At 55.1% G+C, this 23,570-nt stretch carries 26 protein-coding genes; 15 read left to right on the top strand and 11 right to left on the bottom strand.

Annotated features, from left to right (window positions below; genetic code table 11):
* Positions 1-25: 25 nt before the first annotated feature.
* Together yjeM and epmA are read right to left on the bottom strand one after the other, a co-directional pair.
* Complete coding sequence (gene yjeM / locus ACQG2Q_RS02030; protein WP_063849819.1) at positions 26-1,525, bottom strand: glutamate/gamma-aminobutyrate family transporter YjeM; 1,500 nt, start codon at positions 1,523-1,525, stop codon at positions 26-28.
* Positions 1,526-1,703: 178 nt separating this feature from the next.
* Positions 1,704-2,681, bottom strand: a complete 978-nt coding sequence (gene epmA / locus ACQG2Q_RS02025) for an elongation factor P--(R)-beta-lysine ligase (protein ID WP_003855960.1) — start codon at positions 2,679-2,681, stop codon at positions 1,704-1,706.
* A 310-nt stretch (positions 2,682-2,991) separates the two neighbouring features.
* Between epmA and frdA the strand changes: the two genes are divergently transcribed.
* From frdA to frdD, 4 genes are read left to right on the top strand one after another with little or no spacing between them, the layout of a single operon-like run.
* Positions 2,992-4,782, top strand: a complete 1,791-nt coding sequence (gene frdA / locus ACQG2Q_RS02020) for a fumarate reductase (quinol) flavoprotein subunit (protein ID WP_023305293.1) — start codon at positions 2,992-2,994, stop codon at positions 4,780-4,782.
* Entirely contained in the window at positions 4,775-5,509 is a 735-nt protein-coding gene (locus ACQG2Q_RS02015; protein ID WP_063849817.1) for a succinate dehydrogenase/fumarate reductase iron-sulfur subunit, read from the top strand. Before frdA ends, ACQG2Q_RS02015 begins: the two co-directional genes overlap by 8 nt.
* 10 nt (positions 5,510-5,519) lie before the next feature.
* Complete coding sequence (frdC, locus tag ACQG2Q_RS02010) at positions 5,520-5,915, top strand: fumarate reductase subunit FrdC (RefSeq protein WP_003855953.1); 396 nt, start codon at positions 5,520-5,522, stop codon at positions 5,913-5,915.
* 10 nt (positions 5,916-5,925) lie between these two features.
* The gene (gene frdD / locus ACQG2Q_RS02005; protein ID WP_000609653.1) at positions 5,926-6,285 is read left to right on the top strand and encodes a fumarate reductase subunit FrdD; all 360 of its coding nucleotides are present in this window, start codon (positions 5,926-5,928) and stop codon (positions 6,283-6,285) included.
* Positions 6,286-6,314: 29 nt separating this feature from the next.
* Here the strand turns inward: frdD and ampR are convergent, their stop codons facing one another.
* On the bottom strand, positions 6,315-7,190 hold the full coding sequence (ampR, locus tag ACQG2Q_RS02000) for a LysR family transcriptional regulator AmpR (RefSeq protein WP_426759051.1): 876 nt from the start codon (positions 7,188-7,190) through the stop codon (positions 6,315-6,317).
* A 132-nt stretch (positions 7,191-7,322) separates the two neighbouring features.
* On the opposite strand from ampR, the gene blaACT reads away from it, so the two are divergent.
* The gene (blaACT, locus tag ACQG2Q_RS01995; protein ID WP_063148049.1) at positions 7,323-8,468 is read left to right on the top strand and encodes an ACT family cephalosporin-hydrolyzing class C beta-lactamase; all 1,146 of its coding nucleotides are present in this window, start codon (positions 7,323-7,325) and stop codon (positions 8,466-8,468) included.
* Between the two features lie 157 nt (positions 8,469-8,625).
* Positions 8,626-9,156: a lipocalin family protein gene (locus ACQG2Q_RS01990; RefSeq protein ID WP_022646806.1), complete on the top strand. Its 531-nt coding sequence runs from the start codon at positions 8,626-8,628 to the stop codon at positions 9,154-9,156.
* Here the strand turns inward: ACQG2Q_RS01990 and sugE are convergent.
* Positions 9,153-9,470, bottom strand: coding sequence for a quaternary ammonium compound efflux SMR transporter SugE (gene sugE, locus ACQG2Q_RS01985; RefSeq protein ID WP_015572453.1), 318 nt, complete (start codon positions 9,468-9,470; stop codon positions 9,153-9,155). The two genes, ACQG2Q_RS01990 and sugE, sit on opposite strands and share 4 nt — an antisense overlap.
* Before the next feature lie 262 nt (positions 9,471-9,732).
* Between sugE and ACQG2Q_RS01980 the strand changes: the two genes are divergently transcribed.
* Entirely contained in the window at positions 9,733-10,332 is a 600-nt protein-coding gene (locus ACQG2Q_RS01980) for a helix-turn-helix transcriptional regulator (RefSeq protein ID WP_023299123.1), read from the top strand.
* Between the two features lie 37 nt (positions 10,333-10,369).
* Here ACQG2Q_RS01980 and ecnB read toward each other — a convergent pair whose 3' ends face one another.
* The 3 genes from ecnB to efp form a co-directional block, all read right to left on the bottom strand.
* A complete protein-coding gene (gene ecnB, locus ACQG2Q_RS01975) occupies positions 10,370-10,516 on the bottom strand; it encodes a lipoprotein toxin entericidin B (protein WP_006178941.1) in 147 nt (48 codons plus the stop codon).
* Positions 10,517-10,624: 108 nt separating this feature from the next.
* Entirely contained in the window at positions 10,625-10,756 is a 132-nt protein-coding gene (locus ACQG2Q_RS01970) for an entericidin A/B family lipoprotein (protein ID WP_006810410.1), read from the bottom strand.
* Between the two features lie 57 nt (positions 10,757-10,813).
* A complete protein-coding gene (gene efp, locus ACQG2Q_RS01965) occupies positions 10,814-11,380 on the bottom strand; it encodes an elongation factor P (protein WP_003855940.1) in 567 nt (188 codons plus the stop codon).
* 40 nt (positions 11,381-11,420) lie between these two features.
* On the opposite strand from efp, the gene epmB reads away from it, so the two are divergent.
* Positions 11,421-12,449, top strand: a complete 1,029-nt coding sequence (gene epmB / locus ACQG2Q_RS01960) for an EF-P beta-lysylation protein EpmB (protein ID WP_022646803.1) — start codon at positions 11,421-11,423, stop codon at positions 12,447-12,449.
* A gap of 65 nt (positions 12,450-12,514) precedes the next feature.
* On the opposite strand, the gene ACQG2Q_RS01955 is transcribed toward epmB, so the two are convergent.
* Positions 12,515-12,868: a DUF4156 domain-containing protein gene (locus ACQG2Q_RS01955; RefSeq protein ID WP_022646802.1), complete on the bottom strand. Its 354-nt coding sequence runs from the start codon at positions 12,866-12,868 to the stop codon at positions 12,515-12,517.
* A 234-nt stretch (positions 12,869-13,102) separates the two neighbouring features.
* Here ACQG2Q_RS01955 and ACQG2Q_RS01950 point away from each other — a divergent pair, with 234 nt between their 5' ends.
* Together ACQG2Q_RS01950 and ACQG2Q_RS01945 are read left to right on the top strand one after the other, a co-directional pair.
* On the top strand, positions 13,103-13,750 hold the full coding sequence (locus tag ACQG2Q_RS01950; protein ID WP_048965857.1) for a nucleoside recognition domain-containing protein: 648 nt from the start codon (positions 13,103-13,105) through the stop codon (positions 13,748-13,750).
* Positions 13,747-14,208 carry a YjiG family protein gene (locus ACQG2Q_RS01945; RefSeq protein WP_048965858.1) on the top strand — a complete coding sequence of 154 codons (462 nt, stop codon included), beginning with the start codon at positions 13,747-13,749 and terminating at the stop codon, positions 14,206-14,208. Before ACQG2Q_RS01950 ends, ACQG2Q_RS01945 begins: the two co-directional genes overlap by 4 nt.
* 141 nt (positions 14,209-14,349) lie before the next feature.
* Here the strand turns inward: ACQG2Q_RS01945 and groL are convergent, their stop codons facing one another.
* Both groL and ACQG2Q_RS01935 read right to left on the bottom strand, forming a co-directional pair.
* Positions 14,350-15,996, bottom strand: coding sequence for a chaperonin GroEL (gene groL / locus ACQG2Q_RS01940; RefSeq protein ID WP_006810416.1), 1,647 nt, complete (start codon positions 15,994-15,996; stop codon positions 14,350-14,352).
* A gap of 39 nt (positions 15,997-16,035) precedes the next feature.
* Positions 16,036-16,329 carry a co-chaperone GroES gene (locus ACQG2Q_RS01935; RefSeq protein ID WP_003855929.1) on the bottom strand — a complete coding sequence of 98 codons (294 nt, stop codon included), beginning with the start codon at positions 16,327-16,329 and terminating at the stop codon, positions 16,036-16,038.
* Positions 16,330-16,507: 178 nt separating this feature from the next.
* Between ACQG2Q_RS01935 and yjeH the strand changes: the two genes are divergently transcribed.
* Complete coding sequence (gene yjeH / locus ACQG2Q_RS01930) at positions 16,508-17,755, top strand: L-methionine/branched-chain amino acid transporter (RefSeq protein ID WP_032625164.1); 1,248 nt, start codon at positions 16,508-16,510, stop codon at positions 17,753-17,755.
* A 23-nt stretch (positions 17,756-17,778) separates the two neighbouring features.
* Here the strand turns inward: yjeH and ACQG2Q_RS01925 are convergent, their stop codons facing one another.
* Positions 17,779-18,243 (bottom strand): FxsA family protein, encoded by a 465-nt coding sequence (locus ACQG2Q_RS01925; protein WP_003855925.1) that lies wholly within the window; start codon positions 18,241-18,243, stop codon positions 17,779-17,781.
* A gap of 335 nt (positions 18,244-18,578) precedes the next feature.
* Here ACQG2Q_RS01925 and aspA point away from each other — a divergent pair, with 335 nt between their 5' ends.
* The 4 genes from aspA to ACQG2Q_RS01905 all read left to right on the top strand — a co-directional run bounded on the left by aspA (position 18,579) and on the right by ACQG2Q_RS01905 (position 23,549).
* The gene (gene aspA / locus ACQG2Q_RS01920) at positions 18,579-20,015 is read left to right on the top strand and encodes an aspartate ammonia-lyase (RefSeq protein WP_003855923.1); all 1,437 of its coding nucleotides are present in this window, start codon (positions 18,579-18,581) and stop codon (positions 20,013-20,015) included.
* Positions 20,016-20,131: 116 nt separating this feature from the next.
* Positions 20,132-21,433, top strand: a complete 1,302-nt coding sequence (locus ACQG2Q_RS01915; protein WP_008502949.1) for an anaerobic C4-dicarboxylate transporter — start codon at positions 20,132-20,134, stop codon at positions 21,431-21,433.
* 113 nt (positions 21,434-21,546) lie between these two features.
* On the top strand, positions 21,547-21,870 hold the full coding sequence (gene cutA, locus ACQG2Q_RS01910; RefSeq protein ID WP_003855908.1) for a divalent cation tolerance protein CutA: 324 nt from the start codon (positions 21,547-21,549) through the stop codon (positions 21,868-21,870).
* A complete protein-coding gene (locus tag ACQG2Q_RS01905) occupies positions 21,846-23,549 on the top strand; it encodes a protein-disulfide reductase DsbD (RefSeq protein ID WP_063849816.1) in 1,704 nt (567 codons plus the stop codon). Before cutA ends, ACQG2Q_RS01905 begins: the two co-directional genes overlap by 25 nt.
* The last annotated feature ends 21 nt before the right edge of the window (positions 23,550-23,570 follow it).

The following is a 23,570-nucleotide window of genomic DNA, read 5'->3' as shown; positions in this document are numbered from 1 at the left end:
CTTCCGGGAGGGGTTTTTTCATCCGCTATGCCACTTCTGCCACGCAGGTCATCATGCGGCGGCGGTAGTTCTCATAAATTCCCATTGCCAGCAGCGAGAAGAAGATCGGTCCGCCAACCATCCACAGCGTGCTGCTCCAGTCATTTGCCTCAACCACGGGCTGAATGACGGTAAAGATGTTGGCGAACGCGACGACCAGCACCACAACAGTGGTCGCCAGCAGCGTCGCCACGCGGGTTTTGAAGATCACAAACGGTCGCTCCAGATCCCGCTTCGCCTTAAAGAACGGGAACGCCAGCGCCAGGAATAGGTACGGAAGCGTCATCGATACGTTTGCCATCAGGGTCAGCTTGTTATAGAACGCCGACGCGGTATCGCCGCCAAAGGACACCAGCAGAATGAACACGCACACCAGCAGGCACTGCATCCACATTGCGTTGGCAGGCATACTGGCAGCGTTCAGCTGCGTCATACGTGCAGGCCACAGCGCCTTTGGCGTCCCCTGAATAATCGCTTTCAGCGGCGAGTAGATCAGCGTGAAGAACGCGCCAGTATAGGCGAGGAACATCGACAAACCGGTAATCCGCGCAAACCAGATCCCCAGGGTGGCCGACGTTTCCGGCGCGAGATCCATGGCGTTGCCCAGCGTCACCCCCAGGCTTTTCATCAACACGTAGGTAATGTTGCCGAGGTTGGTGGTGTTATTGCTCAGTACCTGCTGCCAGTTGGTGCTGACGCCCCAGAGGAAAATCGCCAGCGAGTAGCCAATGGAAATGACGATGGCGGCAAAGATAATGCCTTTGGCGAAGTTCTTTTCCGGGTTTTCGGTTTTATCGACCAGCCCGCCCACGGCTTCAATTCCACCGTAAGCAAAGATGGCAAACACCACGAAGGAGAGCATGGCCAGCCCGGACTGGTAACCCGGATTAGGCGATGAAACGAAGTTGACTTCCTGTGCGAAATGCCCACCGTTCAGGCACAGAATAGCGATGCTGACCAGCAGCAGCACCAGGTTCAGGCACATCACAGAAATTCCGCCAACGGCAGTGATACGGGCAATTTTGTTGATGCCTTTCGAGGCCACCCGCGTGACAACCACCATCCAGCACACCGCCAGAATACCGACCACCTGTGTGGAACTCAGCCCCGCCAGAGACCAGACCTGCGTTTTATCCGCACCGAAGAGAAACGTTGAGAACGGCACCCAGACCTTGGCCGCCGTGCTGACCATCCAGACGACATAGGATGAAAACCACATGAACGTACCGATAAACGCATAACGCGGACCGACGCTGTTGTTCATCCACGAATAGATGCCGCCTTCTTCTTTCCTGTACGCCGACCCCATCTCCGCCATCATTAGCGCAAACGGAATAAAGAAGAACAGCGCGGAAACGATATAAAACGGCGTCGCGCTGTAGCCCATCAGATAAAACGCGGACGGGCTATTGGCAAAGCCAAAAACTGACGTAAAAATCATCAGGATGAGCCCGGTAAGGGTCATTTTTTTGAGTGAGTGAGACATAAAACCATCCGAAACGGAATTAAACTGCGCGGATGGTAGCAGATGACCAGACAAATATTGTGGCTATCCGAGTCAAATTAAGAAAAAGACCCGTGCATAGAGAAGATAGTAGTTTTTAATGTGGCAGAGTTAAATGACCGAGTAGACCGGGTAAGCGACAGCCCCACCCGGCAATTCTTTATGCGCGATCGACCGTAAAGGCAATCACATCGCCCAGTTGTTCTGCGCCCAGCGCCAGCATGACCAGGCGATCCACACCCAGCGCCACGCCGGAGCAGTCCGGCAGACCGGCTTTAAGCGCTTCCAGCAGGTTGGTGTCAATCGGCTGCTGCGGCAGACCGCGCGCGTTGCGCTTGCGGTTATCCTGCTCGAAACGCTGTTGCTGTTCGCGCGCGTCGGTCAGCTCATGGAAACCGTTCGCCAGCTCGATGCCTTTAAAGTACACCTCAAAGCGCTCCGCCACGCGGTGATCTTCGGTGCTGATCTGCGCCAGTGAAGCCTGGCTGGCCGGGAAGTGATAGACAAACGTCGGACGATCTTTGCCAATCTGCGGTTCAACACCAAAGGTGAACAGCAGTTGCAGCAGCGTGTCGCGATCCTCTTCGTTATCCGCCACGTTGCTCAAATCCAGTTTTGCCGCCACTTCACGCAGCTGTGTTTTATCAGCCGACAGCGGATCAATTTCCAGATGACGCTGGAAGGCCTGCTGATAGGAGAGCGTTTCAGCTTCCGCGCAATCCAGCACCTGTTGGAGCAGATCGTCGACTTCGTTCATCAGACGATACATGTCGTAGTGCGGGCGGTACCACTCCAGCATAGTGAATTCCGGATTATGGTGTCGGCCCATCTCTTCATTACGGAAGCTACGGCACAGCTGATAGACCGGACCACACCCGGCCGCCAGCAGACGCTTCATATGGTATTCCGGGCTGGTCATCAGATACAGATTCATGCCCTGAGAGTGGCCTGGGCCAACAAAACGGGTTTCAAACGGGACCAGATGAATATCCGTGACCGTCGCCTGACTCATGCACGGCGTTTCCACCTCCAGGACGCCGCGATCTGCAAAGAAGCGGCGTATCTCCGCCATAATTGCTGCGCGCTTTAGCAGGTTTGGAATGGATGCGCTCGGCTGCCAGGTGGCCGTTTCGCTCATGAGTTATTTCTCCGTTTTCAGACAAGGGCACGAAGTCTACTCGCAAGCCGGGGCAGAGACAAATTTTGCACAGTAAAAGCTCCTTTTCATTGCACAGAGAAATACTGTGACGCCATTCATTAATCACGATGATAAATCACCGCACAGAACAGCAAAAAAATCGAACACGTCAAATTTCCCTCACTTCTACGCGGTTATACTGTTTTACCCATAAAGGAGCAGTGGAATCGCTTCCGCAATCGTCCGTTCGGGCAGGTGAACGTCCTTTAGCTCATCACGTTGCGGGAAAACCAAAATCTGGAGGAATGTCGTGCAAACTTTTCAAGCCGATCTTGCCGTAATAGGCGCTGGCGGGGCTGGATTACGCGCAGCAATTGCTGCGGCACAAGCCAATCCGAACGCCAAAATCGCATTGATTTCAAAAGTCTATCCGATGCGCAGCCACACGGTAGCCGCAGAAGGAGGATCCGCCGCCGTCGCGCAGGATCATGACAGCTTCGAATACCATTTCCACGACACGGTTGCAGGGGGCGACTGGCTTTGCGAACAGGATGTCGTTGATTACTTCGTGCACCATTGCCCAACGGAAATGACCCAGCTGGAACAGTGGGGATGTCCTTGGAGCCGCCGTCCGGACGGGAGCGTCAACGTCCGCCGCTTCGGTGGCATGAAGATCGAACGCACCTGGTTTGCCGCCGATAAGACCGGCTTCCACATGCTGCACACCCTGTTCCAGACCTCCCTCCAGTTCCCACAAATCCAGCGCTTTGACGAACATTTCGTTCTCGACATTCTGGTCGACGACGGTCATGCGCACGGACTGGTAGCAATGAACATGATGGAAGGCACGCTCGTCCAGATCCGCGCTAAGGCGGTGGTGATGGCAACGGGCGGTGCGGGCCGCGTATACCGCTACAACACCAACGGCGGCATCGTCACCGGTGACGGTATGGGCATGGCGCTCAGCCACGGCGTCCCGCTGCGTGATATGGAGTTCGTCCAGTATCACCCAACCGGCCTGCCGGGCTCCGGTATTCTGATGACGGAAGGCTGCCGCGGCGAAGGCGGTATTCTGGTCAACAAAAACGGCTATCGCTATTTGCAGGATTACGGCATGGGTCCGGAAACCCCGCTTGGCGAGCCGAAAAACAAATACATGGAACTCGGCCCACGCGACAAAGTCTCTCAGGCTTTCTGGCACGAGTGGCGCAAAGGCAATACCATCTCAACGCCGCGCGGCGACGTGGTACATCTCGACCTGCGTCATCTCGGCGAGAAGAAACTGCTGGAGCGTCTGCCGTTTATCTGCGAGCTGGCGAAAGCCTATGTGGGCGTCGACCCGGTGAAAGAGCCGATCCCGGTGCGTCCAACCGCGCACTACACCATGGGCGGTATCGAAACCGACCAGCAGTGCGAAACCCGCATCAAAGGGCTGTTTGCGGTGGGTGAGTGTTCCTCCGTCGGTCTGCACGGCGCAAACCGTCTGGGCTCGAACTCGCTGGCTGAGCTGGTGGTCTTTGGTCGCATGGCGGGCGAACGCGCGATGGAGCGTGCCGCAACGGCAGGTGAAGCTAACAGCGCGGCGCTGGATGCGCAGGTTGCAGACATCGAAAAACGCCTGAAAGGCCTGGTGAACCAGGAAGGTAACGAAAACTGGTCGAAGATCCGCGACGAAATGGGGCTGTCGATGGAAGAAGGCTGCGGGATCTACCGTACGCCAGAGCTGATGCAGAAAACCGTCGACAAGCTGGCAGAACTCCAGGAACGCTTCAAGCGCGTGCGCATCACCGACACCTCCAGCGTCTTCAATACCGACCTGCTCTATACCATTGAACTGGGCCACGGCCTGAACGTCGCAGAGTGTATGGCCCATTCCGCCCTGGCGCGTAAAGAGTCCCGCGGCGCACACCAGCGCCTGGATGAGGGCTGCACCGAACGTGACGACGTCAATTTCCTTAAACATACTCTCGCCTGGCGCGATGCGGATGGTACCACCCGGCTGGACTACAGCGACGTGAAAATCACTACGCTGCCACCGGCGAAACGCGTGTACGGTGCAGAAGCAGAAGCCGCCGATAAGAAGGAGAAGGCGAATGGCTGAGATGCAAAAACTGAAAGTTGAAGTGGTGCGCTACAACCCGGAAGTGGACGCCGCGCCGCACAGCGCTTTCTATGAAGTCCCTTACGACGAGCAAACCTCCCTGCTGGATGCGCTCGGCTATATCAAAGATAACCTGGCCCCGGACCTGAGCTACCGCTGGTCCTGCCGCATGGCAATCTGCGGCTCCTGCGGCATGATGGTCAACAAAGTGCCGAAGCTGGCGTGCAAAACTTTCCTGCGTAATTACACCAAAGGCATCAAGGTTGAAGCGCTGGGCAACTTCCCGATTGAGCGCGATCTGGTGGTCGACATGACCCACTTTATCGAAAGCCTCGAAGCGATTAAGCCGTACATCATCGGCAACCCGCGCACGCCGGATCAGGGGCCAAACACCCAAACGCCCGCGCAGATGGCGAAATACCATCAGTTTTCCGGCTGCATCAACTGCGGCCTGTGCTACGCCGCCTGTCCACAGTTTGGCCTGAACCCTGAGTTTATCGGCCCGGCCGCCATTACCCTGGCGCACCGCTATAACGAGGACAGCCGCGACCACGGCAAAAAAGAACGTATGGCACAGCTTAACGGCCAGAACGGGGTCTGGACCTGCACGTTTGTCGGTTACTGCTCCGAAGTCTGTCCGAAGCATGTCGACCCGGCCGCCGCTATTCAGCAGGGAAAAGTGGAAAGTTCGAAAGACTTTCTTATCGCTACCCTGAAACCACGCTAAGGAGTGCATGATGACGACTAAACGCAAAGCCTACGTGCGACCAATGCCGTCCACCTGGTGGAAAAAACTGCCGTTTTATCGCTTCTATATGCTGCGTGAAGGCACGGCTGTTCCCGCGGTCTGGTTCAGCCTCGAACTGATGTACGGGGTGTATGCCCTCAAGCACGGCCCGGAAGCCTGGGCCAGTTTTGTGGGTTTCCTGCAAAACCCAATCATCGTGGTTCTGAATCTGATTGTGCTCGCAGCCGCGCTACTGCATACCAAAACCTGGTTTGAACTGGCGCCAAAAGCAGCGAACATCATTGTAAAAGGCGAAAAAATGGGGCCAGAGCCGGTTATTAAAGGGCTCTGGGCAGTGACGGCAGTTGTCTCTGTGGTCATTCTGTTTGTCGCACTGTTCTGGTAAGGAGACTACTGTGATCAATCCAAATCCAAAACGTTCAGATGAGCCGGTCTTCTGGGGGCTGTTTGGCGCAGGCGGCATGTGGAGCGCCATTATTGCCCCGGTCATTATCCTGCTGGTCGGTATTATGCTGCCGCTGGGGCTGTTTCCGGGCGATGCGCTGAGCTATGAGCGCGTACTGGCCTTTGCGAGCAGCTTTATTGGCCGGGTGTTCATCTTCCTGATGATCGTCCTGCCGCTGTGGTGTGGTCTGCACCGTATCCACCATGCGATGCACGATCTGAAAATCCATGTGCCAAGCGGTAAATGGGTCTTCTACGGCCTGGCAACCATTCTGACGGTCGTCACGTTGATTGCCGTGGTCACCATCTGACTGAACAGGCCCGCCATCCGGCGGGCTTTTTACTTTTTCATCTTCTCCACCAGCCACCGGGAAAATTCGCGCATGGCAGGCGTTTCTGCCCGGGACTGCAATCGGGTCAGCCAGTAACTGCCGAGTTCAATCTGCGTTGCAAAGGGCTGCACAATGCGCTCGCTGGCTAACAGATGGGTAAACATATCGACAGGTGCAATGGCAATACCTACCCCTGCCTGAGCGGCCTCCAGCATGGTCACGGACGAATCAAATACCATCACACGGTGCGTTGGCGAAGGGGGGTGCTCGCCGGCCGCCTGCATCCACGCGGTCCACTCGTCGCGTCGGTAGGAGCGCAGCAGCGTAAACCTGAGGATGTCGGCCGGACTGTGCAGACAGGCGGCGATATCGGGCGTACACAGCGGCGCGAGCGGCGCATGACAAAGAAATTCAGCCTCGGTGCCATGCCACGCCCCGCCACCGTAGCGGATCGTATAGTCAAGCCCTTCGGCAGCCGGATCAACGCGGTTGTTATGGGTGGAAAGCTGAAGATCGATGTGCGGATAGCCACGGCGAAAATCGTCCAGCTGTGAGAATAAAACCCCGATGGCAAACGTACCCACCACGCCGATTTTCAGCTTCTCCTGCGCACGATGGTTAGCGAAGCGATCCAGCATTCCGGCTATACGATCGAACGAATCATTCAGTACCGGCAGTAAGTTTTCTCCCGCGGTAGTCAACATCAGCCCGCGCGACACGCGAACGAACAGCTGACAGTTCAGGTGCTGCTCCAGCGTTTTCACATGCTGGCTAATGGCTGAATGGGTCACGTTCAGCTCAATGGCCGCATGCGTAAAGCTGAGATGTCTCGCGGCGGCTTCAAAGGCTCGAAGCGAATTGAGGGGGAGATAGCTTCGCGTCATGGTCTCTTCCGTTAGAAAAATTAACAGCTAATGCTAAATTTAACCGTTTGTCAGGCACAGTCAAATCCAACAGACTACGCCTGTCTGACGGGCCCGGACATCCCCTTGACTCGCTATTACGGAAGATTACTGATGATGAAAAAATCTCTTTGCTGCGCCCTGCTGCTCGGCATCTCTTGCTCTGCTCTCGCCGCGCCAGTGTCAGAAAAACAGCTGGCGGAGGTGGTGGCGAATACGGTTACCCCGCTGATGAAAGCCCAGTCGATTCCAGGCATGGCGGTGGCCGTTATTTATCAGGGTAAACCGCACTATTATACGTTTGGCAAAGCCGATATCGCGGCCAGCAAACCCGTTACGCCTCAGACTCTGTTCGAGCTGGGTTCTATAAGTAAAACCTTCACCGGGGTTTTAGGAGGGGATGCCATTGCTCGCGGTGAAATTTCGCTGGACGATCCGGTGACCAGATACTGGCCACAGCTAACGGGCAAGCAGTGGCAGGGGATTCGTATGCTGGATCTCGCAACCTACACCGCTGGCGGCCTGCCGCTACAGGTACCGGATGAGGTCACGGATAATGCCGCCCTGCTGCGCTTTTATCAAAACTGGCAGCCGCAGTGGAAGCCTGGCACAACGCGTCTTTACGCCAACGCCAGTATCGGTCTTTTTGGCGCGCTGGCGGTCAAACCTTCCGGCATGCCCTATGAGCAGGCCATGACGACGCGGGTCCTTAAGCCGCTCAAGCTGGACCATACCTGGATTAACGTTCCGAAAGCGGAAGAGGCGCATTACGCCTGGGGCTATCGTGACGGTAAAGCGGTGCGCGTTTCGCCGGGAATGCTGGATGCACAAGCCTATGGCGTGAAAACCAACGTGCAGGATATGGCGAACTGGGTCATGGCAAATATGGCGCCGGAGAACGTTGCTGATGCCTCACTTAAGCAGGGCATCGCGCTGGCGCAGTCGCGCTACTGGCGTATCGGGTCAATGTATCAGGGTCTGGGCTGGGAGATGCTCAACTGGCCCGTGGAGGCCAACACGGTGATCGAGGGCAGCGACAGTAAGGTGGCGCTGGCACCGCTGCCCGTGGCAGAAGTGAATCCACCGGCTCCCCCGGTCAAAGCGTCCTGGGTCCATAAAACGGGCTCTACTGGCGGGTTTGGCAGCTACGTGGCCTTTATTCCTGAAAAGCAGATCGGTATTGTGATGCTCGCGAATAAAAGCTATCCGAACCCGGCACGCGTTGAGGCGGCATACCATATCCTCGACGCGCTACAGTAAAACATTGCGGGTGGCGCTGCGCTTACCCGGTCTACACAACGCATGAACTTTGTAGGCCGGGTAAGGCGAAGCCGCCACCCGGCAAAACACCCTGCACAATCTCCCTCATTTTCCCTGCTGTCATCTACACTTAACAAAAAACAGTAAGGAAACTCCTATGCGCATTCTGCCTGTTATTGCCGCAGTAACAGCCGCGTTTTTAGTGGTTGCTTGCAGTTCCCCTACTCCTCCGCCTGGCGTCACGGTAGTCAGTAATTTCGACGCACAGCGCTTCCTCGGCACCTGGTATGAAATCGCCCGGCTGGACCATCAGTTCGAACGGGGCTTAGAAAAAGTCACGGTCAGCTACAGCGCGATGGATAACGGCGGGATCCGGGTCATTAACCGCGGCTATAACCCGGATCGCCAGATGTGGCAGCAGTCAGTTGGTCAGGCCTATTTCACCGGTGCATCTAACCGCGCGGCCATGAAAGCCTCTTTCATCGGCCCATACTACGGCGGGTATAACGTCATTGCGCTGGACAGAGAGTACCGCCACGCGCTGGTCTGTGGGCCGGATCGCAACTATCTGTGGCTCCTCTCACGCACGCCAACGATCTCGGCGGAAATGAAACAGCAGATGCTGGACATAGCGACCCGGCAAGGGTTTGATGTGACGAAGTTAATCTGGGTAAAACAGCCGCATTAGTGCGTACTGAGTTTTAACCCGATGATACCCGCGACAATCAACGCGAGGCTGGCGATGCGCGCCAGACTCGCAGACTCCCCCAGCAGCAGAATGCCGGTAATGGCAGCCCCTACCGCGCCAATTCCCGTCCAGACAGCGTAAGCTGTGCCGACGGGTAAGGTTCGCATCGCCCATGACAGCATGACGATACTGACAATCATTGCGGCGATAGTGATGACGCTGGGCGTCAGGCGGGTAAAACCGTGTGTGTATTTCAGACCAATTGCCCATACCACTTCGAGCAAACCAGCAATAACAAGAACGATCCAGGACATTTCAGGCTCCTTAACTTAAAGACAAGTTGGGGCCGTCCCCGATGAGTGAAGCGCTTACGGGTCGTCCCGCAAGGCAGAAGTTGCGCCTTATATTTTGGTTAGCGTGGAATTTTTTTTCAAACTTTTTCTGCTGAACACCTTAAAGCAAGAAATAGCCTCAGTAAGGCACGTAGTTCAGGCATTTATGACTCATCCGACTTCTCTATGATGATAGGCTTTCTGATGGCAGGAAGCCAAACCACTAGCCGACTGCGAAAATTTTATGTTCAAAATTCTTTTGATTGACCGTTGTCACTTCACCCGCGCGGGATTTGAAGCCTGGGTCAATCATTCAGACCTGTTTTCGGGTCATTTCGTCGTAACCGGGGTAAATAATCTTTTCCTCGCCAGAGAGCATATCCTGCAATGGAAACCTGCGCTGGTCATCGCTGATTTATCTGGCTTCCGGCAGGATTTACACCATTTTCAGCAGCTTTCCTCCCTGCTAATTGCCAGCGAAACACTGCCTTTTATTATGCTGCAATCAGGGCAGGAGCAGGAGATGACTGATTATCTGGCGCAGTTCCCGATATGGTCTTCGCTCTCCAAAAATACCGATCTGGAAGCACTGGCGGCGGTGATAAACGATGCGCTAACGTCATGCGCGAGCGCGGAGCTACCGAAAATGGCGGCACCGTTGCTGACGCGTCAGGAAGAAAGAGTTCTGACCTTGTGGATGGATGGTGCGAGCAACCAGAAAATTGCCAGCAATCTTCGCATTAACGGAAAAACGGTATATACGTACAAACGCAATATCCGCATGAAGCTGCATATGGATACGCGCTACTCGCCGTTTTTATCGCTACAGGAAGTGGAGAATTGACGGTACGGTGTAATAACTTGCCGTACCGTCGCTTACATTAGTTCTGAGCTTTAGTTGCTGCGCCAGAAATCGCGCTACCACCGTCGGAGATATCTTCCCCTACGCCACGGGTGGTGTTACATGCAGTCAGTACCGAAGAAAGCACCAGAACAGAAAAGATCGCTGCAATTGTTTTCTTAACCATAATATCTTCCTTTTATAGCCAAAGTTATTTTGTGTATAGCAACTTAAGAATAGACAAAATCTTGCCGTTTGACGGAAAAGGAAGAATTTTTAGGAAAATTAGACGGAATTAGCTGGCCGCATGGGAAATGATATGGCCGAGATCCTGGATATCTTCACCCACGCCACGCGCGGTGTTGCAGCCGGAGAGAATTGCGCTGGAGAGCGCTAACAGAAGCAGAATTTTAACGGTACGTTTCATCTTCCCTGCCTGCAAAATCAGGCGCAGCGGGCGCTGCGCCTTTAATCATGACGTAAATTACTTCACGCGGGATACGTATTCGCCGGAGCGGGTATCCACTTTGATCACTTCACCGATCTGTACGAACAGTGGCACTTTCACCACAGCGCCGGTAGACAGGGTGGCAGGCTTGCCGCCAGTACCTGCGGTATCACCTTTCAGACCTGGATCGGTTTCAACGATTTCCAGCTCAACGAAGTTCGGCGGCGTAACCGCGATAGGCTGACCGTTCCACAGGGTCACGATGCACTCAGCCTGATCCAGCAGCCACTTGGCGTTGTCGCCAATCGCTTTCGCGTCCGCAGACAGCTGCTCGAAGGTTTCGTTGTTCATGAAGTGCCAGAACTCACCGTCGTTGTACAGGTAAGTCAGGTTCATATCGACAACATCAGCGCCTTCAGCGGAGTCAGTAGATTTGAAGGTTTTCTCAACACGGGTACCGGTCAGCAGGCGGCGCAGCTTAACGCGCGCAAATGCCTGGCCTTTACCTGGTTTAACGAATTCGCTGGCTTCAACCGCGTACGGTTCGCCGTCCATCATGATTTTAAGACCAGCACGAAAATCGTTGCTATAGTACGTTGCCATAAGGCCCTCTAAATTTGTTAACTGGTAGCTAAGCCACAAAATGGCGCATATTGTAACCCTAAACACCCCGTCCAGAGAAGATTGGTTATCGCAACTTGCCGATGTAATCACCAGTCCTGATGAATTGCTGCGTCTTTTAGACCTCGAACAGCACGAAGCGTTGCGTGCAGGCCGTGAGGCGAAGCGCCTTTTCGCCCTGCGCGTTCCCCGCGCGTTTGTTGCCCGAATGGAAAAGGGTAACCCTGATGATCCATTATTAAAACAAACGCTGACCTCTCAGGATGAGTTTATTACCGCCCCCGGATACAGCACCGATCCGCTGGAAGAGCAGAACAGTGTTGTACCGGGTTTACTGCATAAATACCGCAATCGTGCCCTGCTGCTGGTTAAGGGCGGGTGCGCGGTAAATTGCCGCTATTGCTTCCGTCGCCACTTCCCGTACGCCGAAAATCAGGGTAATAAGCGCAACTGGCAGGTGGCGCTGGACTACATCGCAGCGCATCCGGAACTGGATGAAATCATCTTTTCCGGCGGCGACCCGCTGATGGCAAAAGATCATGAGCTGGACTGGCTGCTGACTCAACTTGAGACCATCCCGCACATTAAGCGTCTGCGCATTCACAGCCGTTTACCGATCGTCATCCCGGCGCGTATCACCGACGCCCTGGTCACGCGCCTGGAGCAGTCCCGTTTACAGGTGCTGCTGGTAAATCATATCAACCATGCAAATGAAATTGACGCGGACTTTCGTGCGGCGATGACGCGTATGCGAATGGCAGGCGTGACGCTGCTCAACCAGAGCGTATTACTGCGCGGCGTGAACGACAGCGCCCACGTGTTGGCCGATCTCAGCAATGCCTTATTTGATGCGGGCGTAATGCCCTATTACCTGCATGTTCTGGATCGCGTCCAGGGCGCGGCGCACTTCATGGTGACGGATGAAGAGGCCCGGAAGATTATGCGCGAGCTGTTAACGCTGGTTTCAGGTTATATGGTGCCGAAGCTGGCACGTGAGATTGGCGGAGAGCCGAGTAAGACGCCGCTGGATTTGCAGCTGCGGCAGCAGTAAAAAAAGCAGGTGGCGCTACGCTTACCTGCCTACAGGTAAAGCGGCAGCGCCATCAAAATGTTATATCAGTTCGGGCACTTATAGACCTGGCCGTTCATCTGGCTGGCGGTTGGCACAAAGCTGGACAGCATACCCTGCGTCGGGCTGCTCACCCCGTAAATCACGTTGCCGCCCATTGCCGCAGCCTGATTACGCAGGGCATTGGCCGCACCGCGCATAGAGCCGCCCTCCTCGCCGTGCTGCCCTGACATCCAGTTGCTTTGCTCGCCAGAGGCGGTGCCTAACAGCTGGCATTCGCTGCCCGGCTTATCTTCCACAAAGCGAACGCTCTGGCCCGCTGCCGTCAGCTCATTGCTGGTGCTACAACCCGCCAGCAGCAATGCTGCACCTACAATCCCTGCACAGACTTTTATGCGCATGTTATTCCTCGTTTTCAATAAGCTGGACAGTAGTTGTCCGCGTGTAAACCTTATACTAAAAAGATGACCAAAAGAAAAATGCTGAGCATTTCTGCGAGCCAGATTCCGCTGGCACTCCTCCGACATCTTAAATGAATTCTGATAATAACCTTTGGGATATCGTGTTTTAGCCCCCGATCGTTTTTAGTGATGCGACGTACAACTTTTGTACGGGACTAAAAAAAAGGGGGTTTCATGAGTGCATCATCCTCAGGAGAGGAAAAAGTAACCTGGGTGGGCTATCTGGCGTTCGTGCTCACCATCGTATTTTTCTCAGGTTTTTTCGCCAAAAGTACTGAATGGTGGCGCGTGCTGGATTTTACCGTCCTGAACGGCAGCTTTGGACCGGTGAACGGCGCCCTAACGTTTCGCGGCGAGGGTGGCACAGGAGCGAAAGACGGTTTTTTGTTTGCCCTTGAACTGGCGCCCTCGGTCATTTTATCGCTCGGGATCATTGCCGTTACCGAGGGGCTGGGCGGGCTGCGCGCCGCACAACAGCTCATGACGCCCATTCTGCGCCCGCTGCTCGGCGTGCCGGGCATCTGCTCTCTGGCGCTTATCGCCAACCTGCAAAATACCGATGCAGCCGCAGGGATGACCAAAGAGTTGACCGACGAAGGGTCGATTACTGACCATGAACGCGCCATTTTCGCCACCTTCCAGACCAGCGGTAGCGCCATTATTACCAACTATTTTTCTTCCGGTGCCGCACTTTTTACCTTCATTACCGTCCCGGTGATCGCGCCGCTTGCCGTCATTCTGGTGTTCAAATTTGTTGGCGCGAACTTCCTGCGACTGTGGATCGCCCACATGGAAGTTCGTCGCGTTCAGGAGGAAAAATGATCGCCCAGACGCGTAAAAATATCATGGACTTGTTTATCGATGGCGCCCGCCGCGGCTTTACCATCGCCACCACCAGCCTGCTGCCGAACGTGGTCATGGCGTTTGTCATCATTCAGGCGCTTAAGGTGACCGGCCTGCTGGATATTGTCGGCAGGGTATGCGAGCCCATCATGGCCCTGTGGGCGCTTCCGGGTGCGGCGGCAACGGTACTTCTGGCATCGGTGATGAGCATGGGCGGCGGCGTGGGGGTTTGCGCCAGCCTGGTCGTCGCCGGCACGCTCAGCGGCCATGATGCCACCATCCTGCTGCCCGCCATCTACCTGATGGGCAATCCGGTGCAAAACACGGGCCGCTGCCTCGGCACCGCGGGCGTGAACCCGAAATATTACCCGCACATCATCGCTGTCTGCGTCATCAACGCCCTGCTCTCGATGTGGGTGATGCAGCTACTCTTCTGAGGAGATAAAAATGGATTTTTCAGTGCTGGAACCGCATCTCTTCCGCCATGCACATCTTGTTTGAGTAACGGCTCGACGGGCAATAAAAAACCCCGGGCATCGCTGCCCGGGGTTCATTCTGAGAGGTTCAGAACAACATGATTACATCATGCCGCCCATGCCACCCATGCCGCCCATACCACCAGCAGCACCTAAGTCAGGCGCGTCGCCTTTAGGCATGTCGGTTACCATGCATTCGGTCGTGATCATCAGGCCAGCTACAGATGCCGCGTACTGCAGAGCAGAACGGGTAACTTTAGTTGGGTCCAGGATACCGAAGTCGATCATGTTGCCGTATTCTTCAGTTGCTGCGTTGTAACCGTAGTTACCTTCGCCCGCTTTCACGTTGTTCGCAACTACTGATGGCTCTTCACCGGCGTTGGACACGATCTGACGCAGAGGGGCTTCCATTGCGCGAAGCGCAACTTTGATACCTACGTTCTGGTCTTCGTTCTGAGCGGTCAGGCCAGCCAGTTTAGCGGCTACACGCACCAGCGCGACACCACCACCAGCAACTACGCCTTCTTCTACCGCAGCACGGGTCGCATGCAGGGCATCGTCAACGCGTGCTTTCTTCTCTTTCATTTCAACTTCGGTCGCAGCACCAACTTTGATTACCGCAACGCCGCCTGCCAGTTTCGCTACGCGCTCCTGCAGTTTTTCACGGTCGTAATCGGAAGTTGCTTCTTCGATCTGCTTACGGATCTGACCAACACGGCCCTGAATAGCGGCTTCTTCACCCACACCGTCGATGATGGTGGTAGTGTCTTTGTTGATCACAACGCGTTTCGCCTGGCCTAGGTCTTCCAGGGTCGCTTTTTCCAGCTCCATACCAATCTCTTCGGAGATCACGGTACCGCCGGTCAGGGTAGCGATATCCTGCAGCATCGCCTTACGACGATCGCCGAAGCCTGGTGCTTTAACCGCTGCCACTTTCACGATGCCACGCATGGTGTTAACCACCAGAGTCGCCAGCGCTTCGCCTTCAACGTCTTCAGCAATGATTACCAGCGGCTTGCCTGCTTTCGCAACGGCTTCCAGCACTGGCAGCATTTCGCGGATGTTGGAGATTTTCTTGTCAGCCAGCAGGATGAACGGGCTTTCCAGCTCAACAGCGCCAGTTTCTGGCTTGTTGATGAAGTATGGGGACAGGTAACCGCGGTCGAACTGCATACCTTCAACCACATCCAGTTCGTCTTCCAGACCAGTACCGTCTTCAACGGTGATCACGCCTTCTTTACCGACTTTATCCATCGCTTCAGCGATAAGTTTACCTACGGTTTCGTCGGAGTTAGCGGAGATAGTACCAACCTGAGCAATGGCTTTAGAGTCAGAGCACGGTACGGACAGCGCTTTCAGCTCTTCAACAGCAGAGGCGACAGCTTTGTCGATACCACGTTTCAGATCCATTGGGTTCATGCCCGCAGCAACGGCTTTCAGGCCTTCGGTGATGATCGCCTGCGCCAGTACGGTCGCGGTGGTGGTACCGTCACCAGCAGCGTCGTTCGCTTTAGAGGCAACTTCTTTCACCATCTGTGCGCCCATGTTTTCGAACTTGTCTTCCAGCTCGATTTCACGTGCAACAGAAACACCATCTTTAGTGATGGTTGGCGCGCCGAAGGATTTGTCCAGCACGACGTTACGGCCTTTCGGGCCCAGAGTGACTTTCACTGCGTCTGCCAGTACGTTTACGCCGCGGAGCATTTTTACACGAGCGTCGTTACCGAATTTTACGTCTTTAGCTGCCATGTTCTTATTTCCTCAAATTCGTACAGTTTCGTGCGTTAATTACGCTTCAACAATTGCCAGAATGTCGCTCTCGGACATGATCAACACTTCTTCATTGTCGATCTTCTCGGATTTCACGCCGTAGCCATCGTTGAAAATGACGATGTCACCAACTTTAACGTCCAGTGGCTGCACAGTTCCGTTTTCCAGGATGCGGCCCTTACCGACAGCGATGATTTCGCCACGCGTTGATTTTGCTGCTGCTGAACCGGTCAGAACGATGCCGCCAGCAGACTTGGTTTCAACTTCTTTACGTTTGACGATCACACGATCATGTAACGGACGAATACTCATTGATAGCTCTCCTTTGAGAAAGTCATTATCAGTTATGGATGACGCCGGTCCGCATGCGGTTTTCCGGCTAGTGCCCTGAGAGATGGGGATAGCTTTTTACCCCTTCAAGGGGTAATCGAAAAAAAATTTGCGAAAGTGTTACCATCCACTCTCTTTTGATGGTGGCGGGACGAGGTAAATGAGTGGACTCAGGCAGGAGTTGGGGCTGGCGCAGGGCATTGGCTTACTCTCAACGTCTTTGTTAGGCACGGGCGTTTTTGCGGTTCCCGCGCTGGCGGCGTTGGTTGCCGGCAATAACAGTCTTTGGGCATGGCCGGTGCTGATCGTGCTGGTGTTTCCTGTGGCGATTGTCTTTGCCATACTCGGGCGGCACTTCCCGAGCGCAGGCGGCGTAGCGCATTTTGTCGGCATGGCGTTTGGGCCGCGAATGGAACGCGTCACCGGCTGGCTATTTTTGTCGGTGATACCCGTTGGCCTTCCGGCAGCCCTGCATATCGCAACCGGCTTCGGACAGGCGCTGTTTGGCTGGCACGATGAACAGCTGCTGCTGGCTGAACTCGGTACGCTGGCGATTATCTGGTGGGTTGGCTCACGCGGGGCCAGTTCCAGCGCCAACCTGCAAACGCTGGTCGCCGTGTTAATCGTCGCGCTGATCGTCGCCATCTGGTTTGCGGGTGACATTACGGTGGCGGATATTCCTTTCCCCGCGATTAATGACATCGACCACACACAGCTTTTCGCTGCACTATCCGTCATGTTCTGGTGTTTCGTCGGTCTGGAGGCGTTCGCTCATCTGGCATCCGAGTTTAAACAGCCCGAGCGTGATTTTCCCCGAGCCCTGATGATTGGCCTGCTGCTGGCGGGCACCGTGTACTGGGCCTGTACCGTACTGGTGCTGCACTTCAACGCGTTCGGTGAAGAGAAAGCCGCCGCCGCGTCGCTGCCGGGCATCGTGGTGCAGCTGTTTGGCGTTAAAGCCCTGTGGGTAGCCTGCATGATTGGCTATCTCGCCTGCTTTGCCAGCCTCAACATCTATATTCAGAGCTTCGCCCGGCTGGTGTGGTCTCAGGCACTTTATAAACCGGATAGCCCCCTCTCACGCCTGTCAAAGCGTCAGCTTCCGGTGAATGCGCTGAATACCGTACTGGGCTGCTGCGTGGTGAGTTCCCTGGCCATTTATCTCCTCGACATCAACCTTGACGCGCTGATTATCTACGCCAACGGTATTTTCATCATGATCTATCTGTTGTGCATGCTGGCGGGCTGTCGGCTACTGAAAGGACGCTTTAAGGCGCTGGCGGCTATCGGGTGTGTCCTGTGCCTGCTGCTGCTGGCGATGGTGGGATGGAAGAGTGTGTACGCCATCGTCATGCTGGCGGGGCTGTGGGTGTTTTTACCGAAGCGGCAAAATCCGCAGGCCCGGTGAGCGAGCGCCACCGGGCAAGAAACTTACCGATCGTCTTTATGATCTAACCGGTCGCGCTGCTCATCCTTACGCTGATATTCCCCTTCAAAGGTATCGCCCGGGCCGGTGCTGAAACCACCGCCTGGCATACGGCTGAAACGCAGATGCGGCAGCAGCTTCATGGTCAGATGCTTCTGCACCGGCGGCAACAGCAACAGCAGGCCGAGGAAGTCTGTAAAGAAGCCCGGCAGGATCAGCAGCAGGCCAGCAATAATCAGCGACACGCTTTTGATCATCTCGGCGGCCGGGCTTTCGCCTGCGGCCATCTTCTGCTGCATTAACAGGAAATTTTTGAAACCCTGATTGCGCACCAGCGACATGCCGATGACGGAGGTGAAGATCACCAGAATCAGCGTCAGCAGGACGCCCAGCACATGGGCAACCTGGATGAAAATCGAAATCTCAATGTAAACATAAAGAAAGAAAGCAATAAATGGTATCCAGCGCACTGGCATCTCCTGTGTGGCAGGTGCCTTCTGGCCCCTGACTGAATGTGTTCGCGAAGCGCGTAGATAAGAAATGGTGACGGTTAGCCAAAATTCAATCGGTTTGCACGGATATTTTTTCTGGAAATATTAAAGCGGTGACATATTTCACAGATTAATAATTATCATGAAATCGGGTCGATAATAAGTGATCCAGCTTACGGCAATTCGCTATCATCAGCATATGATCTCGAACATCTGGCCGATTGAGGGAATAATCGTCGGTCATAAAATATTCAAAACCACATATCTACTGTGTGTTTAGTACAATCCATCGGCAGCTTGAAAAGAAGGTTCACATGTTAAACAACATTCGTATCGAAGAAGATTTGTTGGGTACCAGGGAAGTTCCAGCGGATGCCTACTATGGTGTTCACACTCTGAGAGCGATTGAAAACTTCTACATCAGCAACAGCAAAATCAGCGACATCCCTGAATTTGTGCGTGGCATGGTGATGGTAAAAAAAGCCGCGGCTCTGGCAAACAAAGAGCTGCAAACCATTCCTAAAAGCGCTGCAAATGCGATTATCGCCGCGTGCGATGAAGTGCTGAACAACGGCAAATGCATGGATCAGTTCCCGGTTGACGTCTATCAGGGCGGCGCAGGCACCTCCGTCAACATGAACACCAACGAAGTGCTGGCAAACATCGGCCTGGAGCTGATGGGTCATCAGAAAGGTGAATACCAGTACCTGAACCCGAACGACCACGTTAACAAATGTCAGTCCACCAACGACGCCTACCCAACCGGCTTCCGCATCGCGGTGTATGCCTCTGTCGTCAAACTGGTCGACGCGATTAATCAGTTGGGTGATGGCTTCCAGCGTAAAGCCGTTGAGTTCCAGGACATCCTGAAAATGGGTCGTACCCAGCTGCAGGACGCGGTGCCAATGACCCTCGGCCAGGAGTTCCACGCGTTTAACGTGCTGTTGAACGAAGAGACCAAAAACCTGCTGCGCACGTCCGAACTGTTGCTGGAAGTGAACCTGGGCGCTACCGCCATCGGTACACGCCTGAACACCCCGGATGGCTATCAGCAGCTGGCGGTACAGAAGCTGGCTGAAGTGTCCAACCTGCCGGTTGTGCCTGCAGAAGACCTGATTGAAGCCACCTCAGACTGCGGCGCCTACGTGATGGTGCACAGCGCATTGAAACGTCTGGCGGTGAAACTGTCCAAAATCTGTAACGACCTGCGCCTGCTCTCCTCCGGTCCGCGCGCTGGCCTGAATGAAATCAACCTGCCAGAGTTGCAGGCGGGTTCATCCATCATGCCAGCTAAAGTGAACCCGGTGGTGCCTGAAGTGGTGAACCAGGTTTGCTTCAAGGTTATTGGTAACGATACGACCGTCACCATGGCCTCCGAAGCCGGTCAGCTCCAGCTGAACGTAATGGAGCCGGTGATTGGCCAGGCGATGTTTGAATCTATCCACATTCTGACCAACGCCTGCTACAACCTGCTGGAAAAATGCATTAACGGCATCACCGCGAATAAAGAAGTGTGTGAAGGCTACGTCTATAACTCCATCGGCATCGTCACCTACCTCAACCCGTTCATCGGCCACCACAACGGCGATATCGTCGGGAAGATTTGTGCCGAAACCGGTAAGAGCGTGCGTGAGGTGGTTCTCGAGCGAGGATTGTTGACCGAAGCCGAACTGGACGATATCTTCTCCGCCCAGAACCTGATGCACCCGGCATATAAAGCGAAACGATATACCGATGAAAGCGAACAGTAACCGTTCAGGCTAAGCTTCCGAAAGGCACGTCACTTGTGACGTGCCTTTTTTCTTTATGGCCGTTACCAAAACACAACAATTCAATATCAACTTGTTAATAAGCAAGGCAGGTCTTTATGTTTGGAGCAGAACTCGTCATCGTCCTGTTGGCGATTTATTTGGGCGCACGACTCGGGGGTATCGGCATCGGCTTTGCCGGCGGTCTCGGCGTGCTCGTACTTACCCTGATCTTTCAGATTAAACCCGGCGCAATCCCTTTTGACGTTATCGAAATCATCATGGCGGTTATCGCTGCCATTGCGGCCATGCAGGTTGCTGGCGGTATGGACTACCTGGTGAGCCTGGCGGAGCGTATGCTGCGTCGTCATCCAAAATACATCACCTTCCTTGCCCCACTGGTGACCTGGTTTATGACCATTCTCGCCGGTACTGGCCATACCGCTTTCTCCACGCTGCCGGTCATCACCGAAGTGGCGAAAGAGCAGGGTATTCGCCCGTCTCGCCCTCTTTCTATTGCTGTAGTCGCCTCCCAGATTGCGATCACCGCCTCGCCCATTTCCGCGGCGGTGGTCTTTTTCGCGGGTATTCTCGAGCCGATGGGCGTAAGTTATCTGACGCTGCTGGCGATCTGTATTCCGGTCACGCTGATTGCGGTAATGATCACTGCCGTGCTGTGTAACTTCCTCGGCGCCGAGCTGAAAGACGATCCGGTTTACCAGGAGCGCCTGGCAAAAGGTGAAGTGAGCCTGCGCGGTAGCCAGGTCTTTGAGCTGAAGCCGCATGCAAAACGCTCCGTGCTGCTGTTCCTGATTGGTATCGTCGCCGTGATGTTCTACGCGACCGCCATCAGCGATACGGTAGGTCTGATCCAGAACCCGGTTCTGCCGCGTAACGAAGCGATTGTGGTATTTATGCTGACCATCGCGACGCTGATCAGTATCACCTGTAAAATCGACACCAGCGAAGTGCTGAACGCCAGCACCTTCAAATCCGGTATGAGCGCCTGCGTGTGCGTGCTGGGTGTGGCGTGGCTCGGTGACACCTTCGTGAAAGCGCACATCAGCGATATCCAGACAGTTGCAGGCGACCTGCTGCACAACTATCCGTGGCTACTGGCGGTGGTGCTGTTCTTTGCCGCAACGCTGCTGTACTCCCAGGCTGCGACCACCAAAGCGCTAATGCCTGCGGCACTGATGCTGGGCGTGACGCCGCTGACGGCGATTGCCTCTTTCGCGGCGGTTTCCGCCCTGTTCGTGCTGCCAACCTACCCAACCCTGCTGGCCGCGGTTGAGATGGATGACACCGGCTCGACCCGTATCGGTAAATACGTGTTTAACCACGCGTTCCTCATCCCGGGCGTGGTGGCGATTACGCTCTGCGTGGTCCTCGGCTTTATCATCGGCGGCATTGTGCTGTAAACGGTTAGCCGTTGTAAAAATAGTTAAAAACGGGCCGCGCTGCGGCCCGTTTCATTAATGACCAATCACATGGCGTGATATAGTGAAGACTTTCGTGATGAGGAGGTCGACTTGTGAACACGCCTGATGCTGTTGTTGTACTGTGTACCGCCCCTGATGAAGCTTCTGCCCAGGATCTCGCCGCCAAAGTGCTGGCCGAAAAACTGGCTGCCTGCGTCACGCTACTTCCCGGCGCCACCTCCCTTTATTACTGGGAAGGCAAGCTGGAGCAAGAGTACGAAGTCCAGATGTTGCTCAAAACCAATCTGACCAACCAGCAGGCGCTCCTCGACTGCCTCAAGTCTCATCATCCTTACCAAACCCCGGAGCTGCTGGTGCTGCCAGTGGTCCACGGCGATAACGATTATCTCTCATGGCTCAACGCTTCTTTACGCTGATCCTGCTGCTGTGCAGCACGTCAGTTTTTGCCGGGTTGTTTGACGCGCCCGGCCGTTCGAACTTTATTCCTGCCGACCAGGCATTCGTTTTCGACTTTCAGCAAAACCAGCACGATCTCAGCCTCACCTGGCAGGTGAAAGAGGGTTACTACCTCTATCGCAAGCAGGTCAGCATCACGCCGGCAAAGGCTGACGTCGGCGCATTGCAGATGCCCGCTGGCGAATGGCACGAGGACGAGTTCTACGGTAAAAGTGAAATTTATCGCCAGCGCTTAAGCGTGCCCGTCACGGTGAATCAGGCGGATAAAGGCGCTACCCTGACGGTGACGTATCAGGGCTGCGCCGATGCGGGCTTCTGCTATCCCCCTGAAACAAAGGTCGTTCCGCTTAGCGAAGTGAAAGCGGCGGCCTCCCCTCTCCCCTCAGGGGAAATGGCCAGTGTGAGGGGTGAAGGCGAAGCCGCTTCAGACCTTCCGTTCTCAGCGCTTTGGGCGTTATTGATTGGTATCGGCATCGCCTTTACGCCCTGCGTACTGCCTATGTACCCGCTCATCTCTGGCATCGTGCTGGGTGGTAAGCAACGCCTTTCCACCGCCCGCGCGCTGTTGCTGGCCTTTATCTATGTGCAGGGCATGGCGTTAACCTATACGGCGCTCGGCCTCGTGGTCGCCGCTGCCGGGTTGCAGTTCCAGGCCGCCCTTCAGCACCCCTATGTGCTTATCGGACTGTCAGCAGTGTTTATTCTGCTGGCGCTGTCGATGTTTGGCCTGTTCACTCTGCAACTGCCCTCTTCCCTGCAAACCCGTCTGACGCTAATGAGCAACCGTCAGCAGGGGGGCTCTGCGGGCGGCGTGTTCGCCATGGGTGCCATCGCCGGGCTGATTTGCTCCCCCTGCACCACCGCGCCGCTGAGCGCCATCCTGTTATACATTGCCCAGAGCGGCAACCTTTGGCTCGGCGGCGGCACACTGTACCTTTACGCGCTCGGCATGGGTCTGCCGCTGATCCTTGTGACGGTATTTGGCAATCGTCTGCTGCCGAAGAGCGGCCCGTGGATGGAGACAGTGAAAACCGCGTTTGGTTTTGTCATTCTGGCGCTACCGGTCTTCCTGCTGGAACGCATCATCGGTGATGTGTGGGGTACGCGTCTGTGGGCTATGCTCGGCGTGGCCTTCTTCAGCTGGGCATTTATCGTGAGTCTGGGTGCGAAGAAACCGTGGATGCGCCTGCTACAGATCCTTCTGCTGGCGGCCGCGCTGGTGAGCGTCCGTCCGCTACAGGACTGGGCGTTTGGCACCCCGACAGATCAGACGCAGGCTCATCTGAATTTTATACAGATTAAAAACGTGGACGATCTCAACCGCGCCCTGGTGCAGGCGAAAGGCAAACCGGTCATGCTCGATCTCTATGCCGACTGGTGCGTGGCCTGCAAAGAGTTTGAAAAATACACCTTCAGCGATCCGCAGGTACAACATGCGCTGAGCGATACCGTTCTGCTCCGGGCGAACGTTACCGCCAACAGCGCGCAGGATAAGGCTCTGCTGAAGCAACTTAACGTGCTCGGGCTGCCTACCATCCTGTTCTTCAATGAACAGGGGGAAGAACAGCTGACGCAGCGTGTAACCGGGTTTATGGACGCGACGGCATTCAACGCGCATTTGCGCAATCGCCAACCGTAAACAACACTTTAGACGGGACAA

Source organism: Enterobacter cloacae complex sp. 370H10 (assembly GCF_050031535.1).
GTDB classification, from domain to species: Bacteria; Pseudomonadota; Gammaproteobacteria; order Enterobacterales; family Enterobacteriaceae; genus Enterobacter; species Enterobacter intestinihominis.
Note: the sequence above shows the minus strand (reverse complement) of the source record. Positions and strands in the feature narration are given on the sequence as shown.

Bases quoted from the DNA above. Each gene is read 5' to 3' on its own strand.
- ACQG2Q_RS01980 (WP_023299123.1), top strand. From the start codon at position 9,733: ATGTTCAAAATTCTTTTGATTGACCGTTGTCACTTCACCCGCGCGGGA.
- groL (WP_006810416.1), bottom strand. From the start codon at position 15,996: ATGGCAGCTAAAGACGTAAAATTCGGTAACGACGCTCGTGTAAAAATG.
- aspA (WP_003855923.1), top strand. From the start codon at position 18,579: ATGTTAAACAACATTCGTATCGAAGAAGATTTGTTGGGTACCAGGGAA.
- ACQG2Q_RS01990 (WP_022646806.1), top strand. From the start codon at position 8,626: ATGCGCATTCTGCCTGTTATTGCCGCAGTAACAGCCGCGTTTTTAGTG.
- yjeM (WP_063849819.1), bottom strand. From the start codon at position 1,525: ATGTCTCACTCACTCAAAAAAATGACCCTTACCGGGCTCATCCTGATG.
- ecnB (WP_006178941.1), bottom strand. From the start codon at position 10,516: ATGGTTAAGAAAACAATTGCAGCGATCTTTTCTGTTCTGGTGCTTTCT.
- sugE (WP_015572453.1), bottom strand. From the start codon at position 9,470: ATGTCCTGGATCGTTCTTGTTATTGCTGGTTTGCTCGAAGTGGTATGG.
- ampR (WP_426759051.1), bottom strand. From the start codon at position 7,190: ATGACGCGAAGCTATCTCCCCCTCAATTCGCTTCGAGCCTTTGAAGCC.
- ACQG2Q_RS01945 (WP_048965858.1), top strand. From the start codon at position 13,747: ATGATCGCCCAGACGCGTAAAAATATCATGGACTTGTTTATCGATGGC.
- frdC (WP_003855953.1), top strand. From the start codon at position 5,520: ATGACGACTAAACGCAAAGCCTACGTGCGACCAATGCCGTCCACCTGG.
- ACQG2Q_RS01905 (WP_063849816.1), top strand. From the start codon at position 21,846: ATGGCTCAACGCTTCTTTACGCTGATCCTGCTGCTGTGCAGCACGTCA.
- yjeH (WP_032625164.1), top strand. From the start codon at position 16,508: ATGAGTGGACTCAGGCAGGAGTTGGGGCTGGCGCAGGGCATTGGCTTA.
- blaACT (WP_063148049.1), top strand. From the start codon at position 7,323: ATGATGAAAAAATCTCTTTGCTGCGCCCTGCTGCTCGGCATCTCTTGC.
- ACQG2Q_RS01915 (WP_008502949.1), top strand. From the start codon at position 20,132: ATGTTTGGAGCAGAACTCGTCATCGTCCTGTTGGCGATTTATTTGGGC.
- ACQG2Q_RS01950 (WP_048965857.1), top strand. From the start codon at position 13,103: ATGAGTGCATCATCCTCAGGAGAGGAAAAAGTAACCTGGGTGGGCTAT.
- ACQG2Q_RS01935 (WP_003855929.1), bottom strand. From the start codon at position 16,329: ATGAGTATTCGTCCGTTACATGATCGTGTGATCGTCAAACGTAAAGAA.
- epmB (WP_022646803.1), top strand. From the start codon at position 11,421: ATGGCGCATATTGTAACCCTAAACACCCCGTCCAGAGAAGATTGGTTA.
- epmA (WP_003855960.1), bottom strand. From the start codon at position 2,681: ATGAGCGAAACGGCCACCTGGCAGCCGAGCGCATCCATTCCAAACCTG.
- ACQG2Q_RS02015 (WP_063849817.1), top strand. From the start codon at position 4,775: ATGGCTGAGATGCAAAAACTGAAAGTTGAAGTGGTGCGCTACAACCCG.
- ACQG2Q_RS01955 (WP_022646802.1), bottom strand. From the start codon at position 12,868: ATGCGCATAAAAGTCTGTGCAGGGATTGTAGGTGCAGCATTGCTGCTG.
- ACQG2Q_RS01970 (WP_006810410.1), bottom strand. From the start codon at position 10,756: ATGAAACGTACCGTTAAAATTCTGCTTCTGTTAGCGCTCTCCAGCGCA.
- efp (WP_003855940.1), bottom strand. From the start codon at position 11,380: ATGGCAACGTACTATAGCAACGATTTTCGTGCTGGTCTTAAAATCATG.